The organism is Rhizomicrobium sp. (assembly GCA_037200985.1).
Lineage (GTDB): Bacteria > Pseudomonadota > Alphaproteobacteria > Micropepsales > Micropepsaceae > Rhizomicrobium.
Window position 1 is genome coordinate 382,125 of sequence record JBBCGJ010000001.1, and the last position, 19,763, is coordinate 401,887.

Annotated in this window: 15 protein-coding genes; 8 read left to right on the forward strand and 7 right to left on the reverse strand. The window is 65.2% G+C overall.

Going from position 1 to position 19,763, the window contains the following annotated elements:
* The 6 genes from WDN01_01830 to WDN01_01855 all read left to right on the forward strand — a co-directional run bounded on the left by WDN01_01830 (position 1) and on the right by WDN01_01855 (position 6,085).
* Positions 1-1,371, forward strand: coding sequence for an MmgE/PrpD family protein (locus WDN01_01830; GenBank protein MEJ0024740.1), 1,371 nt, complete (start codon positions 1-3; stop codon positions 1,369-1,371).
* A complete protein-coding gene (locus tag WDN01_01835; protein ID MEJ0024741.1) occupies positions 1,368-2,255 on the forward strand; it encodes a CoA ester lyase in 888 nt (295 codons plus the stop codon). The genes WDN01_01830 and WDN01_01835 overlap by 4 nt, the downstream gene beginning before the upstream one ends.
* Positions 2,252-3,268 (forward strand): hypothetical protein, encoded by a 1,017-nt coding sequence (locus WDN01_01840; protein ID MEJ0024742.1) that lies wholly within the window; start codon positions 2,252-2,254, stop codon positions 3,266-3,268. The genes WDN01_01835 and WDN01_01840 overlap by 4 nt, the downstream gene beginning before the upstream one ends.
* Before the next feature lie 30 nt (positions 3,269-3,298).
* Complete coding sequence (locus tag WDN01_01845; protein ID MEJ0024743.1) at positions 3,299-4,300, forward strand: amidohydrolase family protein; 1,002 nt, start codon at positions 3,299-3,301, stop codon at positions 4,298-4,300.
* A 16-nt stretch (positions 4,301-4,316) separates the two neighbouring features.
* Positions 4,317-4,967 carry an RraA family protein gene (locus WDN01_01850; protein MEJ0024744.1) on the forward strand — a complete coding sequence of 217 codons (651 nt, stop codon included), beginning with the start codon at positions 4,317-4,319 and terminating at the stop codon, positions 4,965-4,967.
* A 176-nt stretch (positions 4,968-5,143) separates the two neighbouring features.
* Complete coding sequence (locus tag WDN01_01855; GenBank protein MEJ0024745.1) at positions 5,144-6,085, forward strand: LysR family transcriptional regulator; 942 nt, start codon at positions 5,144-5,146, stop codon at positions 6,083-6,085.
* A gap of 9 nt (positions 6,086-6,094) precedes the next feature.
* On the opposite strand, the gene WDN01_01860 is transcribed toward WDN01_01855, so the two are convergent.
* The 5 genes from WDN01_01860 to WDN01_01880 form a co-directional block, all read right to left on the reverse strand.
* Positions 6,095-7,258, reverse strand: a complete 1,164-nt coding sequence (locus tag WDN01_01860; protein ID MEJ0024746.1) for a Gfo/Idh/MocA family oxidoreductase — start codon at positions 7,256-7,258, stop codon at positions 6,095-6,097.
* Positions 7,259-7,282: 24 nt separating this feature from the next.
* Entirely contained in the window at positions 7,283-8,632 is a 1,350-nt protein-coding gene (locus tag WDN01_01865) for a Rieske 2Fe-2S domain-containing protein (GenBank protein ID MEJ0024747.1), read from the reverse strand.
* 243 nt (positions 8,633-8,875) lie between these two features.
* Positions 8,876-9,532 (reverse strand): RraA family protein, encoded by a 657-nt coding sequence (locus WDN01_01870; GenBank protein ID MEJ0024748.1) that lies wholly within the window; start codon positions 9,530-9,532, stop codon positions 8,876-8,878.
* A gap of 93 nt (positions 9,533-9,625) precedes the next feature.
* Positions 9,626-10,876 (reverse strand): cytochrome P450, encoded by a 1,251-nt coding sequence (locus WDN01_01875; protein MEJ0024749.1) that lies wholly within the window; start codon positions 10,874-10,876, stop codon positions 9,626-9,628.
* Between the two features lie 48 nt (positions 10,877-10,924).
* Complete coding sequence (locus WDN01_01880) at positions 10,925-12,046, reverse strand: NAD(P)-dependent alcohol dehydrogenase (protein ID MEJ0024750.1); 1,122 nt, start codon at positions 12,044-12,046, stop codon at positions 10,925-10,927.
* A gap of 305 nt (positions 12,047-12,351) precedes the next feature.
* Here WDN01_01880 and WDN01_01885 point away from each other — a divergent pair, with 305 nt between their 5' ends.
* Both WDN01_01885 and WDN01_01890 read left to right on the forward strand, forming a co-directional pair.
* Positions 12,352-13,851: an aldehyde dehydrogenase family protein gene (locus WDN01_01885; GenBank protein MEJ0024751.1), complete on the forward strand. Its 1,500-nt coding sequence runs from the start codon at positions 12,352-12,354 to the stop codon at positions 13,849-13,851.
* A 619-nt stretch (positions 13,852-14,470) separates the two neighbouring features.
* Complete coding sequence (locus WDN01_01890) at positions 14,471-16,528, forward strand: ShlB/FhaC/HecB family hemolysin secretion/activation protein (protein ID MEJ0024752.1); 2,058 nt, start codon at positions 14,471-14,473, stop codon at positions 16,526-16,528.
* On the opposite strand, the gene WDN01_01895 is transcribed toward WDN01_01890, so the two are convergent.
* Together WDN01_01895 and WDN01_01900 are read right to left on the reverse strand one after the other, a co-directional pair.
* Positions 16,525-17,973, reverse strand: a complete 1,449-nt coding sequence (locus tag WDN01_01895; protein MEJ0024753.1) for a hypothetical protein — start codon at positions 17,971-17,973, stop codon at positions 16,525-16,527. The two genes, WDN01_01890 and WDN01_01895, sit on opposite strands and share 4 nt — an antisense overlap.
* Before the next feature lie 89 nt (positions 17,974-18,062).
* Entirely contained in the window at positions 18,063-19,598 is a 1,536-nt protein-coding gene (locus WDN01_01900) for an FAD-dependent oxidoreductase (protein ID MEJ0024754.1), read from the reverse strand.
* Positions 19,599-19,763: the final 165 nt, after the last annotated feature.

Sequence of the window (19,763 nt, forward strand, 5' to 3'; positions counted from 1 at the left end):
ATGGCGCCGTCCTCCGGAGAACACGCGACCCAGAAGCTGGCGGACTTCGCGGTCGGGGTCACGTATGAAGCCTTGCCGGCGCGCCTGACGACGCAGCTTCGCGCCAGTGTCCTCGACTTCATCGCGGTATCGGCCTATGCGGCCGTCGCGGCCGATGGAAGCGCCCAGCTGCGCCGCGCGGTGCGGCAGCTCAATCCGGAAGGCGGCGAGATCACCTCAATCGGCGAAACCGGCGGCTACGCCCCGCAATATGCGGCGCTGCTGAACGGCACTTATGCGCACACGCTGGATTTCGACGACACAAACCAGCTCGGCCTGATCCATCCGGGCGCGGTCGTCATTCCGGCGGCATTGGCCGCTGCCGAGCACACCGATGCCGGTGGGCGCGCGTTTCTGACGGCGCTTGCGGCCGGCTATGAGGTCGCGTGCCGGGTCGGTGCCGGATTGGGCAAGACCCTTTACGACCGCGGCTTTCATCCGACGCCCATCGCGGGCATTTTCGGCGCGGCGGCGGCCGCGGCGCGTCTGTTGGGGGTCGATGGCGCCACGCTCGCCAGCGCCTTCGGATTTTGCGCGAGCAAGGCGGCCGGATCGATGCAGTTCCTCGAATCGGGCGCACTGAACAAGCGTCTCCATGCGGGCTTCGCCGCACATGACGCCTGGCTGGCGCTGGCGCTGGCAAGGGTTGGGCTGCGCGGGTCGTCGGGTGCGATCGAGGGCGCGAACGGTCTCCTCGCCGGCTACAGCAACGCGCCGTCCGCGGCGCTTGTCGCGGCCGCGCTGAACGAACGCTGGCTGGCGGCCGAGACGGCGATCAAGCCCTATCCCTCCTGCCGGTTCACGCATGCGGCGATCGACGCGGTGCTGGCGCTGCGCCAGCTCGACGCGGGCCATGCGCGCTCCCCGGTGCATTTGCGGATCCGCCTGTCGCCCGGCGCGCTGCGCATCGTCGGCGAGCGATCCGAGCAGAAATTGCGGCCCAGGGGCGTGGTGGACGCGCAGTTCAGCGTCTTCTTCCAGGCGGCCATCGCCTGGCTCGAAGGCAATGCCGACTGGGACAGCTATCGCCGCATCGGCGACGCCGCGGTCGAGGCGATGGCCGCGAACGTCACGGTCGAGCCCGACCCTGGTCTGGCGCTGAACGCGGCGGAGGTGCGGATCGAGGGCACGGATCGCGTCGAGCGGGTCGACTTTCCCCTGGGCGAGCCCGAACATCCCCTGGATTGGCGTCATGTCGAGGCCAAATTCGCCTCGCTGGTCGGGAACGTATTCGAAGGCCCGGTGGCGGCCGAGATCGCGCGGGCCACTGCGGCGCTGGAATCGGTTTCGTCCATGCGGGCTTTTGCGCGCCGCTTGAGGAGCGTGCGGTGACGGCGGCGCGGACGAAGCGGATGCCGCTGCGCTGCCAACTGGTCACGCCGGGGGCTTCGGTCAAGATGATCGAGAAGGCGGCGGCACTGCGGTGCGACGGACTGGTGCTCGACCTGGAGGATTCGGTCACGCCTGCGATGAAACCGGCGGCCCGCGATGTCGTGCGCCAGGCGTTGCAGGGAACCGATTTCGGCGAGACCGAGGTCGCGGTGCGCGTCAACGCGGTGGGCACGGCCTGGTTCGGCGAGGATGTCGCGGCGTTGCAGGATGCCGATATCGACGCCCTCGTTCTGTCGAAGGCGGAGACCGCGCGCGACGTTCATGTCGCCGATTATTTCCTCGAACGGATGGAGTGCAGGAGGGGCCAGGGAATAGCGCTCTACCTTCTGATCGAAAGCGGCGCTGCCTTGGAGCGCATCTCGGACCTTATCGACATTTCGCCGCGCTGTGCCGGCGTCATCTTCGGCGCGGCCGATTTCGCGGCGAGCACGGGCGTTGCCTTCAACGCGCGCGGTCTCGCCTATGCGCGGTCCAGGCTGTCGGCCGCCGCCGCCGCGGCGGGCATCCAGGCGCTGGATCAGGTTCATCCTAAGATCGACGATGACGCCGGCCTGGAGGTGGAGGCCCGTCACGCGCGCGAGATCGGCTACACCGGCAAATGGGCCATTCATCCGCGCCAGGTCGAAATCATCGCCAAAGTCTTTTCGCCCACGCCGGAGGAGATCGAGGAGGCGCATCGCATATTGCGCCTGAACGATGCGATGCTCGGCGCGGGCAGGGGAGCGGTCGCCGAGGATGGGATGCTGGTCGACGAAGCTGTCGTCAAGATCATGCGGCGCAGGCTGGCGGCCGTCGCGGGGCCGGCAAAGGGAGAATTGCCATGAGCAGGATCGTGCTGGGCATCGGGACGTCCCACAGCCCGTTGCTGATGCTTTCGCCGGAGATGTGGCAGGTGCGCGCCCAGGACGATCTGCGCAATCGCAAGCTCACGCTGTCGGATGGCCGCGTGCTCGCCTATGACGCGCTTCTCGCCGAGACCGGCGGCGTTCACGCGGGCGACGCGACGATCGGGACGTTTCGCACCCAGTTGGATGGCGCCAATCGCGCCTTGGACCGGCTTGCCGACGAACTGGAACGCGCCAGGCCCGATGTCGTCGTCATCATCGGCGACGATCAGGACGAATTGTTCCGGCTCACGCATATGCCGGCGATCGCCGTCTATTACGGCGCGGAGCTGACGATGCTGGCCAAGGGCGCGCAGGCCGCGGAGATTCCGGAATGGCGGCGCCGGGCGCTGGTCGGCTACAAGATGGATGCCGCCCATGCGTTCCCCGGCTGCCCCGAGGTGGCGCTCGCGCTTATCGAGGGGCTGATGGCGCGCGACGTGGACGTGGCGGCCGCGTCGCATGTCGAGGATGCCGGCAAGGCGGGTTTCGGCCATGCCTACGGCTTTGTGGTGTCGCGGCTGTTCCGGGGACGGAGCATCCCGATCGTGCCGGTGCTCCTCAACACCTATTTCCCGCCGAACGTTCCCTCGCCGTCGCGCTGCTATGCGATCGGCCAGGCGATCGGCCAGACCTTGAAGCAGATGCCGAAGGATCTGCGCATCGCGGTCGTTGCCTCCGGCGGCCTCAGCCATTTCGTCACCGACGCGGTGCTGGACCGCCGGGTCCTGACGGCGCTCGCCGAAGGCGACGCGGCGACGCTCCGCGCCCTGCCGGCCGCCGCGCTCCGATCGGGCTCGTCCGAGATCCTCAACTGGGTCACGGCCGCCGGCGCCCTGGAGGGCCTGCGCAACGCCTGGATGGAATATCTTCCGGTCTATCGCACACCGGCCGGCACCGGGATCGGGCTGGCGTTCACGGCCTGGCACGGCGACCAAGCCGCGTCCCGCTGACGAATACGAAAACATGCAAGGGAGAACGCAATGATAATCGACTCGCACGCCCATGTGGTCATGCCCGACGACATATTCAAATTCATGGCCGAGCTGGTATCGAGCCGCGCCAACCCGCCGTCGCGCGAGCGCTACACGATCACCGACGAGGCGGCGCTGCGCAGCGTCACCCAAGGCCTGGTCAATTCGATGGACGAAGTCGGCACCGACATCCAGTTCCTGTCGCCGCGCCCCTACATGATGATGCACTCGATCAAGCCGGCGAAGGTCGGGCATATGTGGACCCAGGCGATCAACGACGTCATCCATCGGCAATGCCAGATGTTTCCGGACCGCTTCCGCGGCGTCGCGGGCCTGCCGCAATATCGCGACACCAGCCCGGAGAATTGCCGCGACGAGTTGGAGCGCTGCGTGAAGGAACTCGGCTTCGTCGGCTGCCTCATCAATCCCGATCCCTGCGAGGGCGACATCGCGCCGCCGCCCGGCCTGGGGGACCGGTTCTGGTATCCGCTCTATGAGAAGATGGTCGAGCTCGGCGTGCCCGCTTTGATCCATTCGGCGAGCTGCTGCAATCCGCGCGAATCCTACACCCTGAAATTCCTCAACGAGGAAAGCACGGCGATCATCTCGCTCCTGGAATCGGACGTGTTCACCGATTTTCCCGACCTGAAGATCGTCATCTCGCATGCCGGCGGCGCGATCCCCTATCACATGGGCCGCTTCCGCGCCTGGAATCTGCGCCGCAAGCGGCCGCTGGATTTCGACCAGATGATGCGCCAGCTCTATTTCGACACCTGCAACTATTCCAAGGAGGCGCTGGACTTCCAGTTCCGTACGCTGGGCACCGACAATTGCCTGTTCGGGACCGAACGCCCCGGCACGGGCAGCGTCCACAATCCAGTCACCGGCAGCACCTTCGACAATCTCAAGCCGGTGATCGAGAGCATCGAATGGCTGACCGCCGAGGACCGGCGCAAGATCTTCGAGCTCAATGCCAAGAAGGTGTACCAGCGCGCCTTTCCGGCCCGCTGATCGGCTGGAGCGGAACATGCTGGACATCGTCAAGCGGCTCGAAAGCCTGAGCTGCACAGATCTGAGCGATGCGCTCGACAGGCTGGGCATCGCCGGGCAATGCGTCGGCATCATGCCGCTCGACCGTTCGTTCCGGCTGGCGGGCAGAGCCTGGACCTTGCGCTACGGTCCCGTCGGACAGGAACCGGGCACGGTCGGCGACTACATCGACGATCTCGGGCCGGGCGAGATCGTGGTGCTCGACAACCAGGGCCGCCCGGATGCCACGGTGTGGGGCGATCTTCTCACCTCGACGGCCGCGCGGCGCCGGGTGGGCGGCACCGTCATCGACGGCGTCTGCCGGGACGTCGACCGGTCGATCGAGCTTGCTTATCCGATCTTTTCCAGGGGCAATTGGATGCGGACCGGCAAGGATCGCGTGCGGGTCGAGGCGACGGCCGTACCCGTCTCGATCGGCGGAATCCGCATCGAGCCGGGCGATTGGCTGCGCGGCGACGGCGACGGTCTGGTCGCGATTCCGGCCGGCCGGATCGGCGAGGTTCTGGACGTGGCCTTCGAAGTTCATGCCGCGGAGGATCGGATCAGGGCGGCGATCCTCGAGGGCCAGCCCCTGCGCGCGGCGCGGGCGGCACAGGGTTACCATGCGCTGCAAACCCGGCGCGGATAGCGCCCAACCGGCGCCTTTGGGGGTGAACATCTTGACCGGACTGGGAAATCATCGTGCACAGGGCTAGGAGTAAGCCGCGCGGCGGACGTTTGGCGGCAAAGCCTGCCCGCGGCCGCGGCGCGAACCCGCCGTTTGCCCCGGAGGAAGATGATTCGCCCTACCATCGGTCCGCACAGATGAACCGGCTCAATGTCACACTGGAGGAGCTTGAAACCTTCCTGATGATCGTGCGTCTGGGCAGCTTCAACCAGGCCGCCGAGGCGCTCGCCGTCAGCCAGCCGACCGTCACGGCGCGCATCAAGAAGATCGAGGCCTCGCTCGGCACCCGCCTGTTCCTGCGCACGACGCGCAAGGTGCTGACGACGCCGGCGGGCTCCAAGCTGCAGGCGGCGAGCGAGCCGCTGATCGCGAAGCTGCGGTCGCTCAAGGTCGAATTGCAGCAGGACGCCAAGCTGACCAAAGGTTCGGTGTCGCTGGCCGTCTCGCCCACCGTGGCGGCGGTGACGCTGCCGCCGATCATCGCCAAGTTCAGCAAGATCTATCCCGATGTCGTCGTGAAGCTCCGGGACGAGCAGCTCGGCCAGGCCCTCTCCGACCTGACCGCCGGCCTGGTCGACTTCGCGATCTGCGGCCAGGAAGACGGCATCCGGGGACTGGCGTTCGAGCCGCTGTTCGCCATCGAGTATTACCTGATCGTTCCGCGCGACCATGCCTTGGCGAAGATGGATTTCGTCTCTTACGAGGAGCTCGCCAGATATCCGTTGATCACGATGCCGTCGCACGTCTCCATCTGGAGCACGATCGCCGCCGACATCGCCGGCAAGGGCCTCTCCTTCCATCCTTCCTACGAGGCGTTCAGCGCCTTCACGATGCTGGGCATGGTCGAGGCCGGGCTCGGCGTCACGCTGCTGCCCAGCATCGCCTTGTCCTTCATCGACATGAACCGGTTCGTGGCGCTGAAGCTGGCGGGGCCGGACCGCTTTCTGCGCACCATCGGCATCAGCCGCGTGCGCGACCGCGCGTTGTCCCAGGCGGCGGAAGTGTTCTGCACCTTCGCGCGGAACTGGATCCGCGATCAGATCCGCCAGCAGACCAAGATGTACTTCCCGCCGCATTAGCTGCGGCGCTCAGCAGGCGACCTCGCGCCGCTCCGCCGCCGAGCGCTGGATGGCGAGGCATATCCTCAGCGTCTCCCGGCCGAAGAGGCCGTCCTGCTGCGGCGGGACGCCGTCGTGAACCGCGGCGCATAGATCGTCGAGCACCAGCCGGTGGCCGGGCCGCCGCCCGCCGGCAAGCGCGACGTCCCGCACGCCGTCTTCGGCATACAGCGTGACGCCGTCGCGCGACGGCTTCAGATCGCCTTTTTCACAGCTCACGACGAGGATGCCGAAATGCGGCTGATGCAGCGGCTCGTCGCGCGGCGCATGGGCTCCGCCGCCATAGCCATAGCGGACCCGCCGCAGGAGCGCCTCTTCGCCGCCCGAAACTCCCGCCAGCGCGCGCCGCGCGCGGCCTTGATCGGCAACCTTCTCACGCCCGTTCTCGGCCACCCAACTGTGGAATTCGTCGCTGTCGAAATGATCGTAGCCGCTGTAGACGATGCTGGCGCCGAGGCCGCCGCCGAAATCGATCAGGGCCGTGCAGCTTCCCTCGGTGGGCCGGCGCGGGTCGAGCACATGGGTCATGGCGCGGACGCGCTCCGCCGGCCGCCCCGCCAGCAGCGACGCCACCGCCACCTGATGCGGAATCTGGTTGAACAGGATGCCGCCGCCGCGCGCCGTATCCAGTTCCTCCGGCCGGCGCGGCCGATAGAGGAAATCGGTGAAGGTCCACATCGATATCATGGACGGCGAGCCGAGATCGCCGCGCCGCACGATCTCGCGGATGTATCTCACCGAAGGGTCGTAGGCATGCGTATGTCCGACGATCAGCATCCGCTTCCATCGGTGCGCTTCCGCGATCATGGCATCGCAATCGGCCAGCGACAGCGCCATGGGCTTCTCGACGATGACGTGCTTTCCGGCCTGGAGGGCGGCGACCGTGTGCGCGCGGTGGAACTGATGCGGCGTCGCGATATAGACCGCGTCGATGTCGGCGCGGCGAAACAGCTCCGCCGCATCGCCATCGACCGCGATTGCGTGATCCTGCGCGAAGCGGCCGCGAAGCTCGGCATCGCGGTCGGCGCCGCCCGCCAGGATCACCCCGGGATGGTCCAGGATCGCCGAGATCATGGCGCTGCCGGCCAGGCCCAGTCCGGCGACGCCGATGCGCAATGCGGGGCCTGTCGTCACGAGCCTGACGATGCTCCGGTCATGCTATTCGGCCGGGGCATCGGCGGGGGGCGGGACCACCATCTCATGGCCGTGCTCGCGCAGCAGGTCGTCGAGTTCGGCGTGCGGGGAGACCCGGCTGATGGCCCGCACCGCATAGCTGGCGGGCCGGCCGGGGGCGATGGGTTTCTCGCCCTTGGCGATGGCGCGGGCAAGCTGGATCAGCTTGGTGCGCGCCATGGCGGTCGGTGCGTCCGAGGCGACGAGATGTTCGCGGGCGCGGTCGACGATGCCCGGACGGCCGCCGTCCGCCGAGACGGCGTATTCCTGGAGCGCGCGATCCTGCTCGTTGACGCCCCAGATGCCGGTGAAGTTTCCCTTCTTCTGGAATTCGCGGTCGATCAGGTAGTCGTTCTCCTTGTTCGCCGCAGGCAGGAACGTGTCGATGACATAGCCGTGCGGCAGCGCGAACGTTCCGCGCGCCATGCGGGGCGGAAAGGCGTCGCCGCGCTCGATATCCGCGATCTCCTGCGGCGTGAACGGCCGGTCCAGCCGATAGCGGTAGGCGAAGGCCGTGGTCAGGTAGTCGTCGATCGGCACCCAGCCGCGGCCGGTGAAGATCGGCGTCGTGATCGAGCGCGGCGGAATGGCGCTCCACATCGGCAACATCCATTGGGTGACGCGCCAGTAGAAGCTCGTCTCGTCCTCATAGCGGCGCGCGCCGTAGACGAAGCCGTAATCGGTGTCCCGGATGGTGATCTTCGGCGCGCCGTCCTTGGCGAGCCGGATGAGGTCGGGAACGATCTTGCTCTCCGCCGAGCTGTGCAGGAAGCTGATATGGGAGGTGTCGATCTCGCCTTCGAGGCCCTGCACCCAGTTGGAGCGATGCAGCCAGCGCGAGACATGGACATGGCCGGGCGGCAACGTCATCCATTCCATCTGCGGCAGTTCGGGCACCTCGCCCTTCGGTCCCATATAGACCCAGACGATGCCCGCCGCCTCGCGGGTCTCGTAGCCGGTCACCGACAGGCGCTTCTTGATCTGGTCGAAATTGTCCGGCGGCACGATGTTGGGCATGTCGACGCATTCGCCGGTCACGTCGAACTTCCAGCCGTGATAGACGCAGCGCAGGCCGCATTCCTCGTTTCGCCCGAAGAAGAGGGGAGCGAGCTTGTGCGGGCAATAGGCTTCCAGGATGCCGACACGGCCCTTCGTGTCCCGGAAGGCCACGAGATCCTCGCCCAGGATGCGCAGGCGCAGCGGCGCCCCGTCGCGCTCCGCCAGCTCCGACGACAGCAGCGCCGGCAGCCAGAACTGCCGCAGGACATCGCCCATCGGCGCGCCGTTCTCCACCCGGGTCAGCAGATCGAACGGCTTCATATTTTGCTGCGTCATGGGAGCCTCCCTGTTGGCGTTCCATCCCGGATTTTGTCGTGCGATCCGCGGCCGTGCCGTCGGTCCATGACCGCCATGAGCGGACGGAACTTTCGTCTGGCGCAGGACGCCGTCCGCCGGGTGCGGTTCGGCGCCAACTTTGTCCAACTTTGACCGCCGCGCCCCGTGAGGAGCAAGCCCGCGTTGCGGATCAATCGATTGGCCCGTTCGATAAAACGCGGGATGCCCGGATACGGAAGGAAATCAATATGTTGTCAGCATATTCTCGTAGTCCGTTCCCATCACGTCCGAGATCGGTTTGCCCGCGCACAGGTCGGCGGCCATCAGGCGCTCGCGCTCGGCGATCCGTTCGGCGGTCTTGAGGACCTCTTCGGCGGACGCCGCCCGGACGAAGACCACGCCGCTGCCGTCGGCGATGACGAAATCGCCCGGCTCGACCTGGATGCCGCGTATGTTCACCGGGACATTCCACGCCGTTTCGACAATCCGCCCCCTGGCGGTCGTCGGCACGCCGGCACGCGCATACAATGGGAACGCGAGCTCGCGGCTTTCGTCGACATCGCGGCAGGCGCCGTCGATGATCGTTCCCTCCACGCCCCGAAGCGACGCGCCCAGCGACAGGAGCCCGCCCCATCCCGCAACATCGAGCCTGCCGTTATGGGCCACGACGATCACATGCCCGGGTCCGCCCGCCTCGACGGCCGCGGTGCAGAGATGTCGCTTGCGCGTATTCCCATCGTCGGGGGCCAGTTGCACCGTGATGCACTGGCCGACGATACGTTTGACCGTTGTCAAGGCGACCAGGCCGGCGGCCGTGCCCGGAACGCCGAGACGGTCCAGGGAGTCCGAGATCGCGCACGTGTCCAGGCGCGCCAAGCGGTTCGTTACCGACAAGCTCATAACCTTCCTCCGATCTTCGATCGGAATGTGCCGCGTCGTGCCGGAGAGATCCCGCGCAGGATCAGCGCCGGCTGGAGCGGACTCCGAACTACTCTAAGATGCAACCCTGTAGCAGATCGGCAGCCGCTTGAGACCGCCCATGAACGTCGTGCGCGTGTTTTCGGGTTCGCCATTGAGACTTATATCGGTGATCCTGGCGAGAAACTCGCGATAGAAAACCTCCATCTCCGTCCGGGCGAGAACCTGACCCAGGCAATTGTGAGGACCGATACCAAAGGCGAGGTGACGGTTCGGCTTGCGGTCAACCCTGAATTCGAACGGATTGTCGAATATCGTCTCGTCCCGGCATGCCGACGGATAGCACATCAGAAGCGTATCGCCCGCCTTGATGGCTTGTCCCGCCAATTCGTAATCCTCGACCGCCGTTCGGAAAAAGTGGCGAACCGGCGCAGTCCAGCGAATCATCTCACCGACCGCCGTAGGAATGAGCGAGAGGTCAGCACGCAATTTTGCCATCTGGTCCGGATATCTGATCAAGGCGAGCAGACCGCCTGCGATCGACGCGGTCGTCGTATCGTGGCCGGCGATGGTGATCGTCTGATAGTACGAAAAGACTTGAGACTTCGTGAGCGGCTTGCCGGCTATCTCCGCGTTTGCGATCACCGATGCGAGATCGTCGGCGGGATGGCGGCGGCGTTCGTTCATGATCCCGCCGAATATCGCGTAAAAATCCTGAAGCACTTCGACCGTGTGTTCGGCCCGGTCGCCCGATCGTTGAAACTCCGGATCCTCGCCGCCGGTGCGTTCCTTCGACAGGCGAAAAAGGGTGGGAGCGTCATCCTTCGACATCCCGAAGATCGCCATGATGGTTCTCAGAGGAAACCACGCGGCAACATCCTGTACGAAGTCGCACGCGCCACCCAGGCTGACCATATTGCTGATGTATTCGCGCGCGATACCCGCAATCGACTCCTCGAGCTTGGCGATATTCCTTGGCAAGAACCACTCGCGCGTCACATTGCGCACGGATGTGTGCTCGTCCCCGTTGATTTGGATGATGTTGTTCTGAAGCGTCTCGTCCACCTCCCTGTGGCTCGAAATGGCCTTTTCCACGTTCGCCGGAGCCAGAATTGTTCGCCCTCCGCTGAGGAACAAGGACGGCTGGGTTTGGACTTTGACGATGTCCTCGTAGCGGCTGACCGTCCAGAAGGGGTCGTAGCCGTCGGGCGCCGTCCATCTGACGGGACAATCGGCTCTCAGCCTCCTGAACAACGCATGATATCGCGCATCGTCTTGATATACGGACGCGTCGACAATGGCGTTGTCGATCTCTTTCTCGTTCATCTCAGCCCCGCATCCATTTCAAGCAGCACCATCGCGACCGCCACCGGACTATGAGGCGTTGAAATCATCCGAAAACCGGATGATCGGCTTGATCGTCGCACCGGAGCGGGAATCCGCCGCCGCTCGGCTTATTTCCGACATGTCGTAGAATTTCACCATGCGTTCGAAGGGCAGCTTTCCCTGACGATGGAATTCCACGAGCTCCGGAATGAAGGTGCGGGGATTTGCGTCCCCTTCGATCACCCCGAAAACATGCCTGCCCATAAGCTGAGCGATTGGAAGGGTTACCGTCGAGCCGCGGCCTCCGCTGGAAACCAGGCCGCAAGAACCGTTTCGTTTGAGGCACTCGATTGCCGACGTGACGCCGGCGGCGGACCCGGACGTATCGAGCGATATGTCCGCGCCGCCGGCATTATGAATTATCGTCTTTGCGTCCTGCTGTGTGACGTTGATGAGGTCCGTCGCGCCCAGTTCGCTCGCCAGGTCGAGACGGTGTTGCACCGGGTCCACCGCGAATATTCTTCCGCATCCGACAATTCTGGCAGCCATGATCGCCGACAATCCCACCGCGCCGGTCCCGAATACCGCGGCGGTCGATCCCGGCCACGGTCGCAGCATGTTGATGACAGCGCCGGCTCCCGTTTGCACGCCACAACCCAGCGGTCCCAGCAGCTCCAATGGCGCATCTCGCGGAACAGGTACGACCGAACGTTCGTCCGCGAGCGCGTGCGTGGCGAAAGACGATTGGGAGAAAAACGAGCCATGCACGACCTCCCCGCCGCAACGCAAGGTCGTGGAACCGTCGATACGGCAGCCGGACAGATTGAGCGCCGAGAAGGAATGGCAATAGGCTTGATGTCCGGTTTCGCAGGAGCGGCACGCGCCGCAGCTATTGAATGTCAGTACGACGTGATCACCGGTCGCTACGCTCGTGACACCGGCGCCAACGCGTTCCACGATGCCGGAACCTTCGTGCCCCAGCACAAACGGCAGCGGAAACGGAAAACTCTGATCGACGACTGCAAGATCGGTGTGGCACATTCCGGCCGCCACGACGCGGACGAGGACCTCATGGTTCCCCGGCGCATCCAGTTCGAGAGCTTCCCGACAAAACGGACCGCCGGGCTGTCGTACCACCATTGCCTCTATTTTCATTTTGCTCTCGCTCATACGTGCCGCGCGACGTCCCGGTCTTGCCAATAGGGCCGTACCGGACGTGCCATGCAATTCGATCGCCGCGGGGCGCCGCAAATCCGGTACGATTTGCAGAGAGCTGTTTCAGAAATGGCTTTTGTATCCCGGGAGAAATTCCCACCCGTCGAATATTTTATGAACCCGGGGGCGGCTGAACAATAAGACCGAACAAATCGTTTAATCGGCTCTGCCGATAGCTGGTCCGGGTGATCGCGCTTATATTGGCTCTACGCTTTGCACGGTGCGCGACAAGGCCAGGGACGAACTTTGGGGGGGCGATAATGGACGCGCAATTCGTTCGAAATGACGCCGCAATCGCCATCGCGGACTTTCTGGGAAGACCTCAGCAGCTCTTCATCGACAACAAGTGGATGGACGCGCGATCGGGCGAGACAATTGAAATATTCAACCCCGCCACGGCGCGAGTCCTGTCGACCGTAGCCGCCGGGGGCGCCTCGGACATAGACGCGGCAGTGACCGCCGCCCGCAAGGCATTCGAATCCGGGCCGTGGGCAAAAATGCGCGCAGCCGAGCGCGCCCGTCTCATACACCGTTTGGCGGATGTGACCGAAGCCCGGAGCGACGAAATTGTGCTCTTGGAAAGCCTGGATGGCGGCAATCCGCTGGGATCGGTTCGTGCGGTCGATTTCACAAGAGCGGTCGAAAGCCTGCGCTACCATGCCGGCTGGTGCACGAAGCTCGCGGGCGAAACGCCCATGTCCGCTCCCGATATGCCGGGCTTTTCCTACACGCTCCGGGAACCGCTCGGCGTGGCGGGGCTGATCACGCCCTGGAATGCGCCGTTCTTGATGGCGGTGAACAAGCTCGCCACCGCGCTCAGCGCCGGCTGCACCTGCGTGCTGAAGCCGGCGGAACTTGCTCCGCTCAGCGCCATACGGCTTGGCGAACTGGTTCAGGAAGCGGGTTTTCCGGACGGCGTCGTGAATATCGTCACGGGGTTCGGTCCTGCCGCCGGTCAGGCACTGGTTGACCATCCCGGCGTCAACAAAATTTCCTTCACGGGCTCGACGCTCGTTGGGAAGTCGATCCTGCGGGGCGCGGCCTCCGGCATGAAACGGGTTATCCTGGAACTCGGCGGCAAATCGCCTGTGATCGTATTTGCCGATGCCGACCTTCAGCGGGCAGGCGCCGCCGTTGCGAACGAAATCATCTTCAAGACGGGCCAATTTTGCGCCGCTGGCACACGCCTCTTCGTGCATAAAAACGCATTCGACATCGTGGTGAATGATATCGCAGACCGCTTGCGGAAGGTGAAGGTCGGGCCCGGCACCATGCCTGATGTCGAGATGGGGCCGATCATTTCGCAGAAGCAGCTAGACCGGGTCATGCATTATATGGCGGCGGGTTCGGACCAAGGTGGGGAAATTCTCGCCGGCGGCCGACGTATCGAAAGCGAAGGTTACTTCGTGCAGCCGACACTCATGGTCAACACAAAGCCAGGCATGAGCGTGGTGGAGGATGAGATTTTCGGACCGGTGCTCTGCGCCATGCCGTTTGGGGACGAGGACGAACTGGGCGGACTTGCGGCAATGGCGAACGACACGTGCTACGGGCTGGCGGCGAAGCTGTGGACGCGCAGTCTCGGCACGGCCCATCGGATGGTGGGCAAGCTCCACGCCGGCTCGATTGTTGTCAATGGCGGCGGCGGCGAGGGTCCTCTGCCGTTCGGCGGTTATAAGCAATCCGGTCTGGGACGGGAAAATGGACGCGAAGGCGTACTCTCCTATACCGAGCTGAAATCCGTCTCCATAGGCTTTTAGGAAGCTGGATCGCCATGGTGCGACGCGCATGCTCGGTATGGACTGATCGCACGAGAGCATAGTCCGTCATCTTCTTTGCGCTGTACCAGCCCGTCTCCGGCAAATGCCCTGCTCTTCCAGATCTCGCGAATGCCGTCGATATCGGCGCAATTCGCCGGCTTCCTCGACATGCACCGGGCGTAGAGACACGCCTCATCCTCAATTTTCGCCCGCCCGGCGCGCCAGTCTCCAATTCGCCAAGCGCTAGCTAGTCCCGATTCACGCCGAAGCGGGGGTTGAAGCTTTTCATGACGGCCCGCGGCCAAATTCGAACTTTGCTCTGACCGGCTGATTGCGGGTCTCTGAGATGATGCCCTTTATGTCGGCAATCTGTTGTCGGTCACGCCGCGCGCGTTGACCGTCAGCGCCGACGCGCTCAGCCGGATCTATGGCGACGCCAATCCCGCGCTGAGCTACGCGGCCAGCGGCCTCGTCAATGGTGATGCGCTCGACGGCCGATTGTCCACGTCGGCCACGGCCGCGAGCAATGTCGGGACCTATGCGATCGGGCAGGGCACGCTGGCTGCGTCGGCCAACTACGCTTTGGTTCGGAACGGGCCTGCTCACCAGCGAGCTCGGCATGGCGCGCGGCGGCCCGATCGATTTCGGCGTGCTGACGACCGGTCTCAATGTGCTGAACCGCAATCCGTTCCGCACCGTCAACGTCGTGCTGGAGCGCAGTGACGAGGTCGGCGCCGCGGACGTCGCGCTCAAGGTCGACGAGCGGTTTCCGGTGCGGATCTATGCGGCGGTGGACAACACCGGCGTGCCCGTCACCGGCCGCGACCGCTACAGCATCGGCGTCAACTGGGGCAACGCCTTCGGGTTCGACCAGCAATTCTCCTATCAGTTCATCACCAGTCCCGATCTGTGGCGGACGCGCGACCGCGGCCCCGGCCTCTCCAACGATCCGCGCTTCCTCGGCCACTCGGTCAGCTATCTCGCGCCGCTGCCCTGGGGAGACATCGTCTCCCTGTTCGGATCCTATGTGGCGCAGGTGCCCGATCTCGGGCCCGATTTCGGCCAGGTCGGCCACGGCGTGCAATTCGGCGCGCGCTACCAGACGCCGCTGTGGGGCGGCGCGGCGTTCTCCCAGCAGCTTCAGTTCGGCTTCGACTACAAGCGCGCCGACAACAACCTCGCCTTCGGCGGCGTCAACATCTTCGCCAGCGCCACCAACACCGAACAATTCGTTCTCGCCTATGACGCGACGCTGAACGACGCCTATGGCCAGACGGCGGTCGAAAACACGCTGTATTTCAGCCCCGGCGGTCTCTCGGACGGCAACACCACTGCGGCGTTCGCGGCGTCGGGCGTCAACGGCGCCAAGGCCCAATACCTCTACGACAATCTGCGGCTGACGCGGCTCGTCTTTCTGCCCGGGCATCTCAGCCTGGTCGGCCGTCTCGACGGCCAGCTCGCATCCGCCGAGCTGCTGCCGGGCGAGCAACTCGGCGCGGCGGCATCGACAGCGTGCGCGGCTACGACGAGCGCGCCGCCAACGGCAGCCAGGACTTTCTCGCCAGCCTTGAACTGCGCAGTCCGACGGTCTCTCCGCTGCGCGATTTCGCCGGGATCGACGACCAGGGCCAGGCGCTGGCGTTCTGGGACTGTGGCGAAGTCGCCTATCGGAATTTGCAGCCGGCCGGCCCCGCTCGACCGAACTGCAAAGCGCCGGCGTCGGCTTGCGCTACAGCGTCGGGGCGTTTCGTCGACATGCGTTTCGACCATGGCTGGCAGCTCGAACGTCTGCCGGTCGCCGGCGCGCGGCTCGGCAATCTCGCCACGCTCTCGGTCACGCTGGGCTATTGAGCCAGCGTCCCGACCCAACACTGAGCGGATGCGGGCCTTGCGAAGGTGCGTTTCTGCCTGTCGCGATCGCGCCTCGCCCCGCGTCTCAGTCGGCAAAATCCGCGCCGCGCCGAACCGCCGATGCCTTGCGGCCGTTCACCTTGGCCGGCTGTTTCGTCATGGGACGCAGATTGAGCTCCTCGATGCGGGTTTGCGGTGCCCGGCTGTAGACGTTGAGCTCGGTGACCAGCCTGGCGAGCTGGGAGAGAAATACCGCGCGCTCCGGCGCGGACAGCGGCTGCAACAGCTTCTCGTCGACGACCGAAAGCCGGTCGCGCATGGCGTGATAAAGGGCCCGGCCGGATCCGGTGACGTACAACGCGCCCGTCTTCCGGTTCCGGGATTCGCGCCGGACCAGTCCCTTGTCGATGAGCTTGTGCACGACGGTGCTCACCGTCTGGCGGTCGAGCGCGACGGCGCGGCCAAGACGGCTCTGGTCGATGCCCGGAAGCGAGTCGATGACGACCAGCGACACATACTGAAGCTGGGTCAGGTCGTACTTCTTTGCTTCATGCAGGAAGATGGAGACGCTGATCTGATTCAGGCGGCGAATCAGATGGCCGGGATGGCTGAACAGCTCGTCCTGTGCGCCGCTCCGCTCGCTGCCGCCGATCGCGTCCTTTGGCTGGGCCATCTTCCGTCACGTATCCGCCGTTTGGTAAACCTCATCGTATCGCGCAATGGACGGAAAGGAAATCGAAGCGGACGACGGACCGTTTTCCATATCGAAAACGACGCCCGACTGATTCGCACTTGCGCCGGACGGCCGTCCGGCGCCGGCCGCTAGACCCTGGCGGCGGCGACCCGGCGCCGCCAACCGCCGTCGTCATACACTTCGCGCGCCGCCTTGGCGTAGGGCGCCGGGTGAACGACCGCACCGATTTCCATCTGGATGTGGCGCTCCACGCGCGGCTTGGCGGTGCCGCCGCCCTCCTCGCCCCATACCAGGGTCACTTTGGTCCCGGGCTCGGCGAACGCTTCGTCCACCATGGCGAGCGTCAGCATCTTGGCCTCGTTGGAGCTGTAGCCGACCCAGGTGGAGATGCCGACCGTGCGTCCGCCCGCCGTGACCTTGTCGTAGGGATACATGGCATAGACCGCCGAGGGGAATTCGATGAACTTGCCTCTGCCGTCCTTCTTGAAGATCGTTCCGATCACGCCCAGGACATCGTCATTGTCGAGCGCCAGCGTCACTTTCCTGCGATGGGGCCGATCGGCCATCTTTTCCAGGGCCTCGCGGCCGATGAAATCATGGTCGAATTTGACGAACGGGCCGTATCCGATGTCCCAGGGCGTGATGTAGCACTCGTCGATCGTTTTCGGCGTGAAGCTGCCGCCGAGCGATGCCCGGCCCTCGAAGCTGTCCTCGGACAGCCACTGGCGATAGGGCTTCATCTTCTCGCCGGTATAGATGGCGGGAAGCGGGCAGGGGATCCAGCCGGACTCCAATGTGTTGGAGCCATAGGCGCGGCCGCCGGACTGGTGCAGCCCGAACTCCTCCCCGGCGCGGAGCAATGCGTCCAGCACGGCTGCGCCGTCGGCCCAGGCGCCGAACAATTCGAAGCCCTTCTGCCCGGCCATGCCGTGGCGCAGCGCCCCGACGTCCCTGCCGGCGATCGTGGTCCAGCCCATGTGGAAGAATTTCACGTCGGGTGCGGGGCGGCCGCTCGCCTTTTCGAGCACCTGCAATGCATTCGGGCCCTGGATCTGGAAGCGGAACGTCTTGCGGTCGAAGGGGTCTGCGCGTTCGGCCGAACGCTCGTCGTACTCGGCCGTGAGATCGTACCTGCCGCTCTTGGCGTGGAATTCGGCCCAGTGCAGCGCCGGCTCGCGGCCGACCAGGTTGAAGGTCTGCTCGCCGAGATAGAACAGGATCGCATCGCCCACCACATGGCCGTCATGGCCGCAGGCGACGAACTGCTTCGCCGCGCCCGGCGCGAAGTTCTTGAACGTGTTGACGCCGAGGTCCGAGAACAGCTTCAGTGCATCCGGTCCGGTCACCGCCAGGTCCGCCATGTGATAGGACTGGTTGAACAGCACGCAGGTTTCCTGCCACGCCCGTTGCTCGTCGCGCCAGTTGGTGAATTCGGCCGGCACGCCGGGATAGACGTTGGGACCGGTCTGCCGGTTGCGGAGCAGCGACACCGGATCGTCGGCGGCGTTCAGCAGATCCTCGAGCGACTTCGAGGAGGCGGGCTTCTTCAACTGCTCTTCGAACGACTTCGATGACATTCATGCTCTCCTGTGAACTGGTCAATGCCGTGCGGCCGGCCGAGCCGCCGCTTTTCGTGCGCGCCGCGGCCGCGCTGTGCTGCCCGCGATCATTCGGCGGCGCGTATATTCGGCGGCTCGGCGGCCCGCGCTCCTGCGAGGCTGCGCGCCACCAGCCGGCCGGAGGTGAAGGCCCAGCCCAGTCCGTGGCCGTGGCCGCTGAGCGTCATGGCGCCCTGCGCCACCTGGCCCACGGCATAGAGGCCGGGAATCGCCGCGCCGGCCTCGTCGAGCACCTGCAGCCTTGTATTCACCGAAAGGCCCACCGGCCCGATCAGCACCCAGGTCTTCACAGGACCGAGCGCATAGAACGGTGCCTCGAGCAATTGCATCTCCGGCTCGCGCGCCCGGTTGGTTTCCGCGATCGTGCGCGCCAGCCCATCGGGGGGCATTCCCAGTCGCGCCGCCAGCGCTTCGATCGAGGGCGCGCGGTTGAACAGGTCCGGCCGCGCCGCCCGGTAGTCGTCCAGATAGGCGAACGCCACGCCGGGTGCGGTGGAGATGAAATACGGCCAGCGCCTGAACTTTTGCGCGAAGCGTTCGTCGAATACGAGATAAGCAAGGCCGTCCGGCTGTTGCGGGATCAGGACGTTCGGCGCGTTGAGTTCGTCGGCAAAGCGCTCGCCCCGCATGTTCACCAGGATCGCGCCCTGCTGATACATGATGCGGTCGGGCCCCAGCGTCGTCGTCAGGAATTTCATCATGAAGGGGCGGATCAGCCAGTCGGGCAGCACCTTCATCGCCAGGATCAGGGCGCGGGTGACGCTCGGGTAGGGTGGAATTTTCTGGATAAGAGAATCGCGCGGCTTGACGAAGCGGATGGCCGCCGACATCTCGGCGCCCAGATCCTTGCGCGGGACGATATGCCCGCCGACCGCGGCGGCGGCGACATGGCCGTCGCCCGTGTTGTTCGGATTGTAGACCTCGATCCCGGGCACCCAGTTGCGCAGGTATTTGTGCATCAGCTGGTTGTTTCCGCCGAGGTCGCCGCTCGCCAGGACGACACCGCGCCGGGCCGTCAGGCGGATATCGCGGTTGCCGGACCGCGCCTCGATGCCGCCGACGCGGCCGTTCTCGACCACGATCCGCGTCAGCGGCGTGCCGAGACGGATTTCGACGCCGAGCTGCCGGCAAAGCCGGTGCAGCCGCTGGACGTAGGCGCGCGACGTCGGCATCACCTGATGCAGCCGGGATTTGGTGTGCGGCGGCTGCGGCAAGGGCGCCAGGAAGTTGACGCCGATGGATCTTAGAAACTCGACGGTGTCGGCGACGTTCTCGGTGAGCAGCGCGCGCAGCTCGGGATCGTCCTGTGCGCCCATCGTGGTGCGGATGGCGTCGAGATCGCGGGCGTGGTCGGCGGGAGAGTCCTCTATGCCGGCGCGTTTTTGGAAAGCGCCGCCGGCCGCCATGATCGAGCCCACCGACAATCCCGTCGTGCCGCCGACCTTGGCATCCTTTTCCACCACGATGACCTTCAGGCCGAGCGCGGCCGCGCTGGCCGCGGCGGTCATGCCCGAGCCCCCGGCGCCCACCACGATCACATCGGCGACCGCGTCGCCCCGCCGTTCCGAATCTGCCAGCGTCATCCTGCCCCCGACATGCGTTGCCCGCATCGATTTTGAGAGTTTGATAGTATTATGATCATTTTTTGCAGGCTGCAACCCACTATCTCTCGCGACGGCGATGCCGATCGCCGCGGACACGTTAAACGCCGCCGGCATATAGTATAATCGAGAATATCGAGACACGAA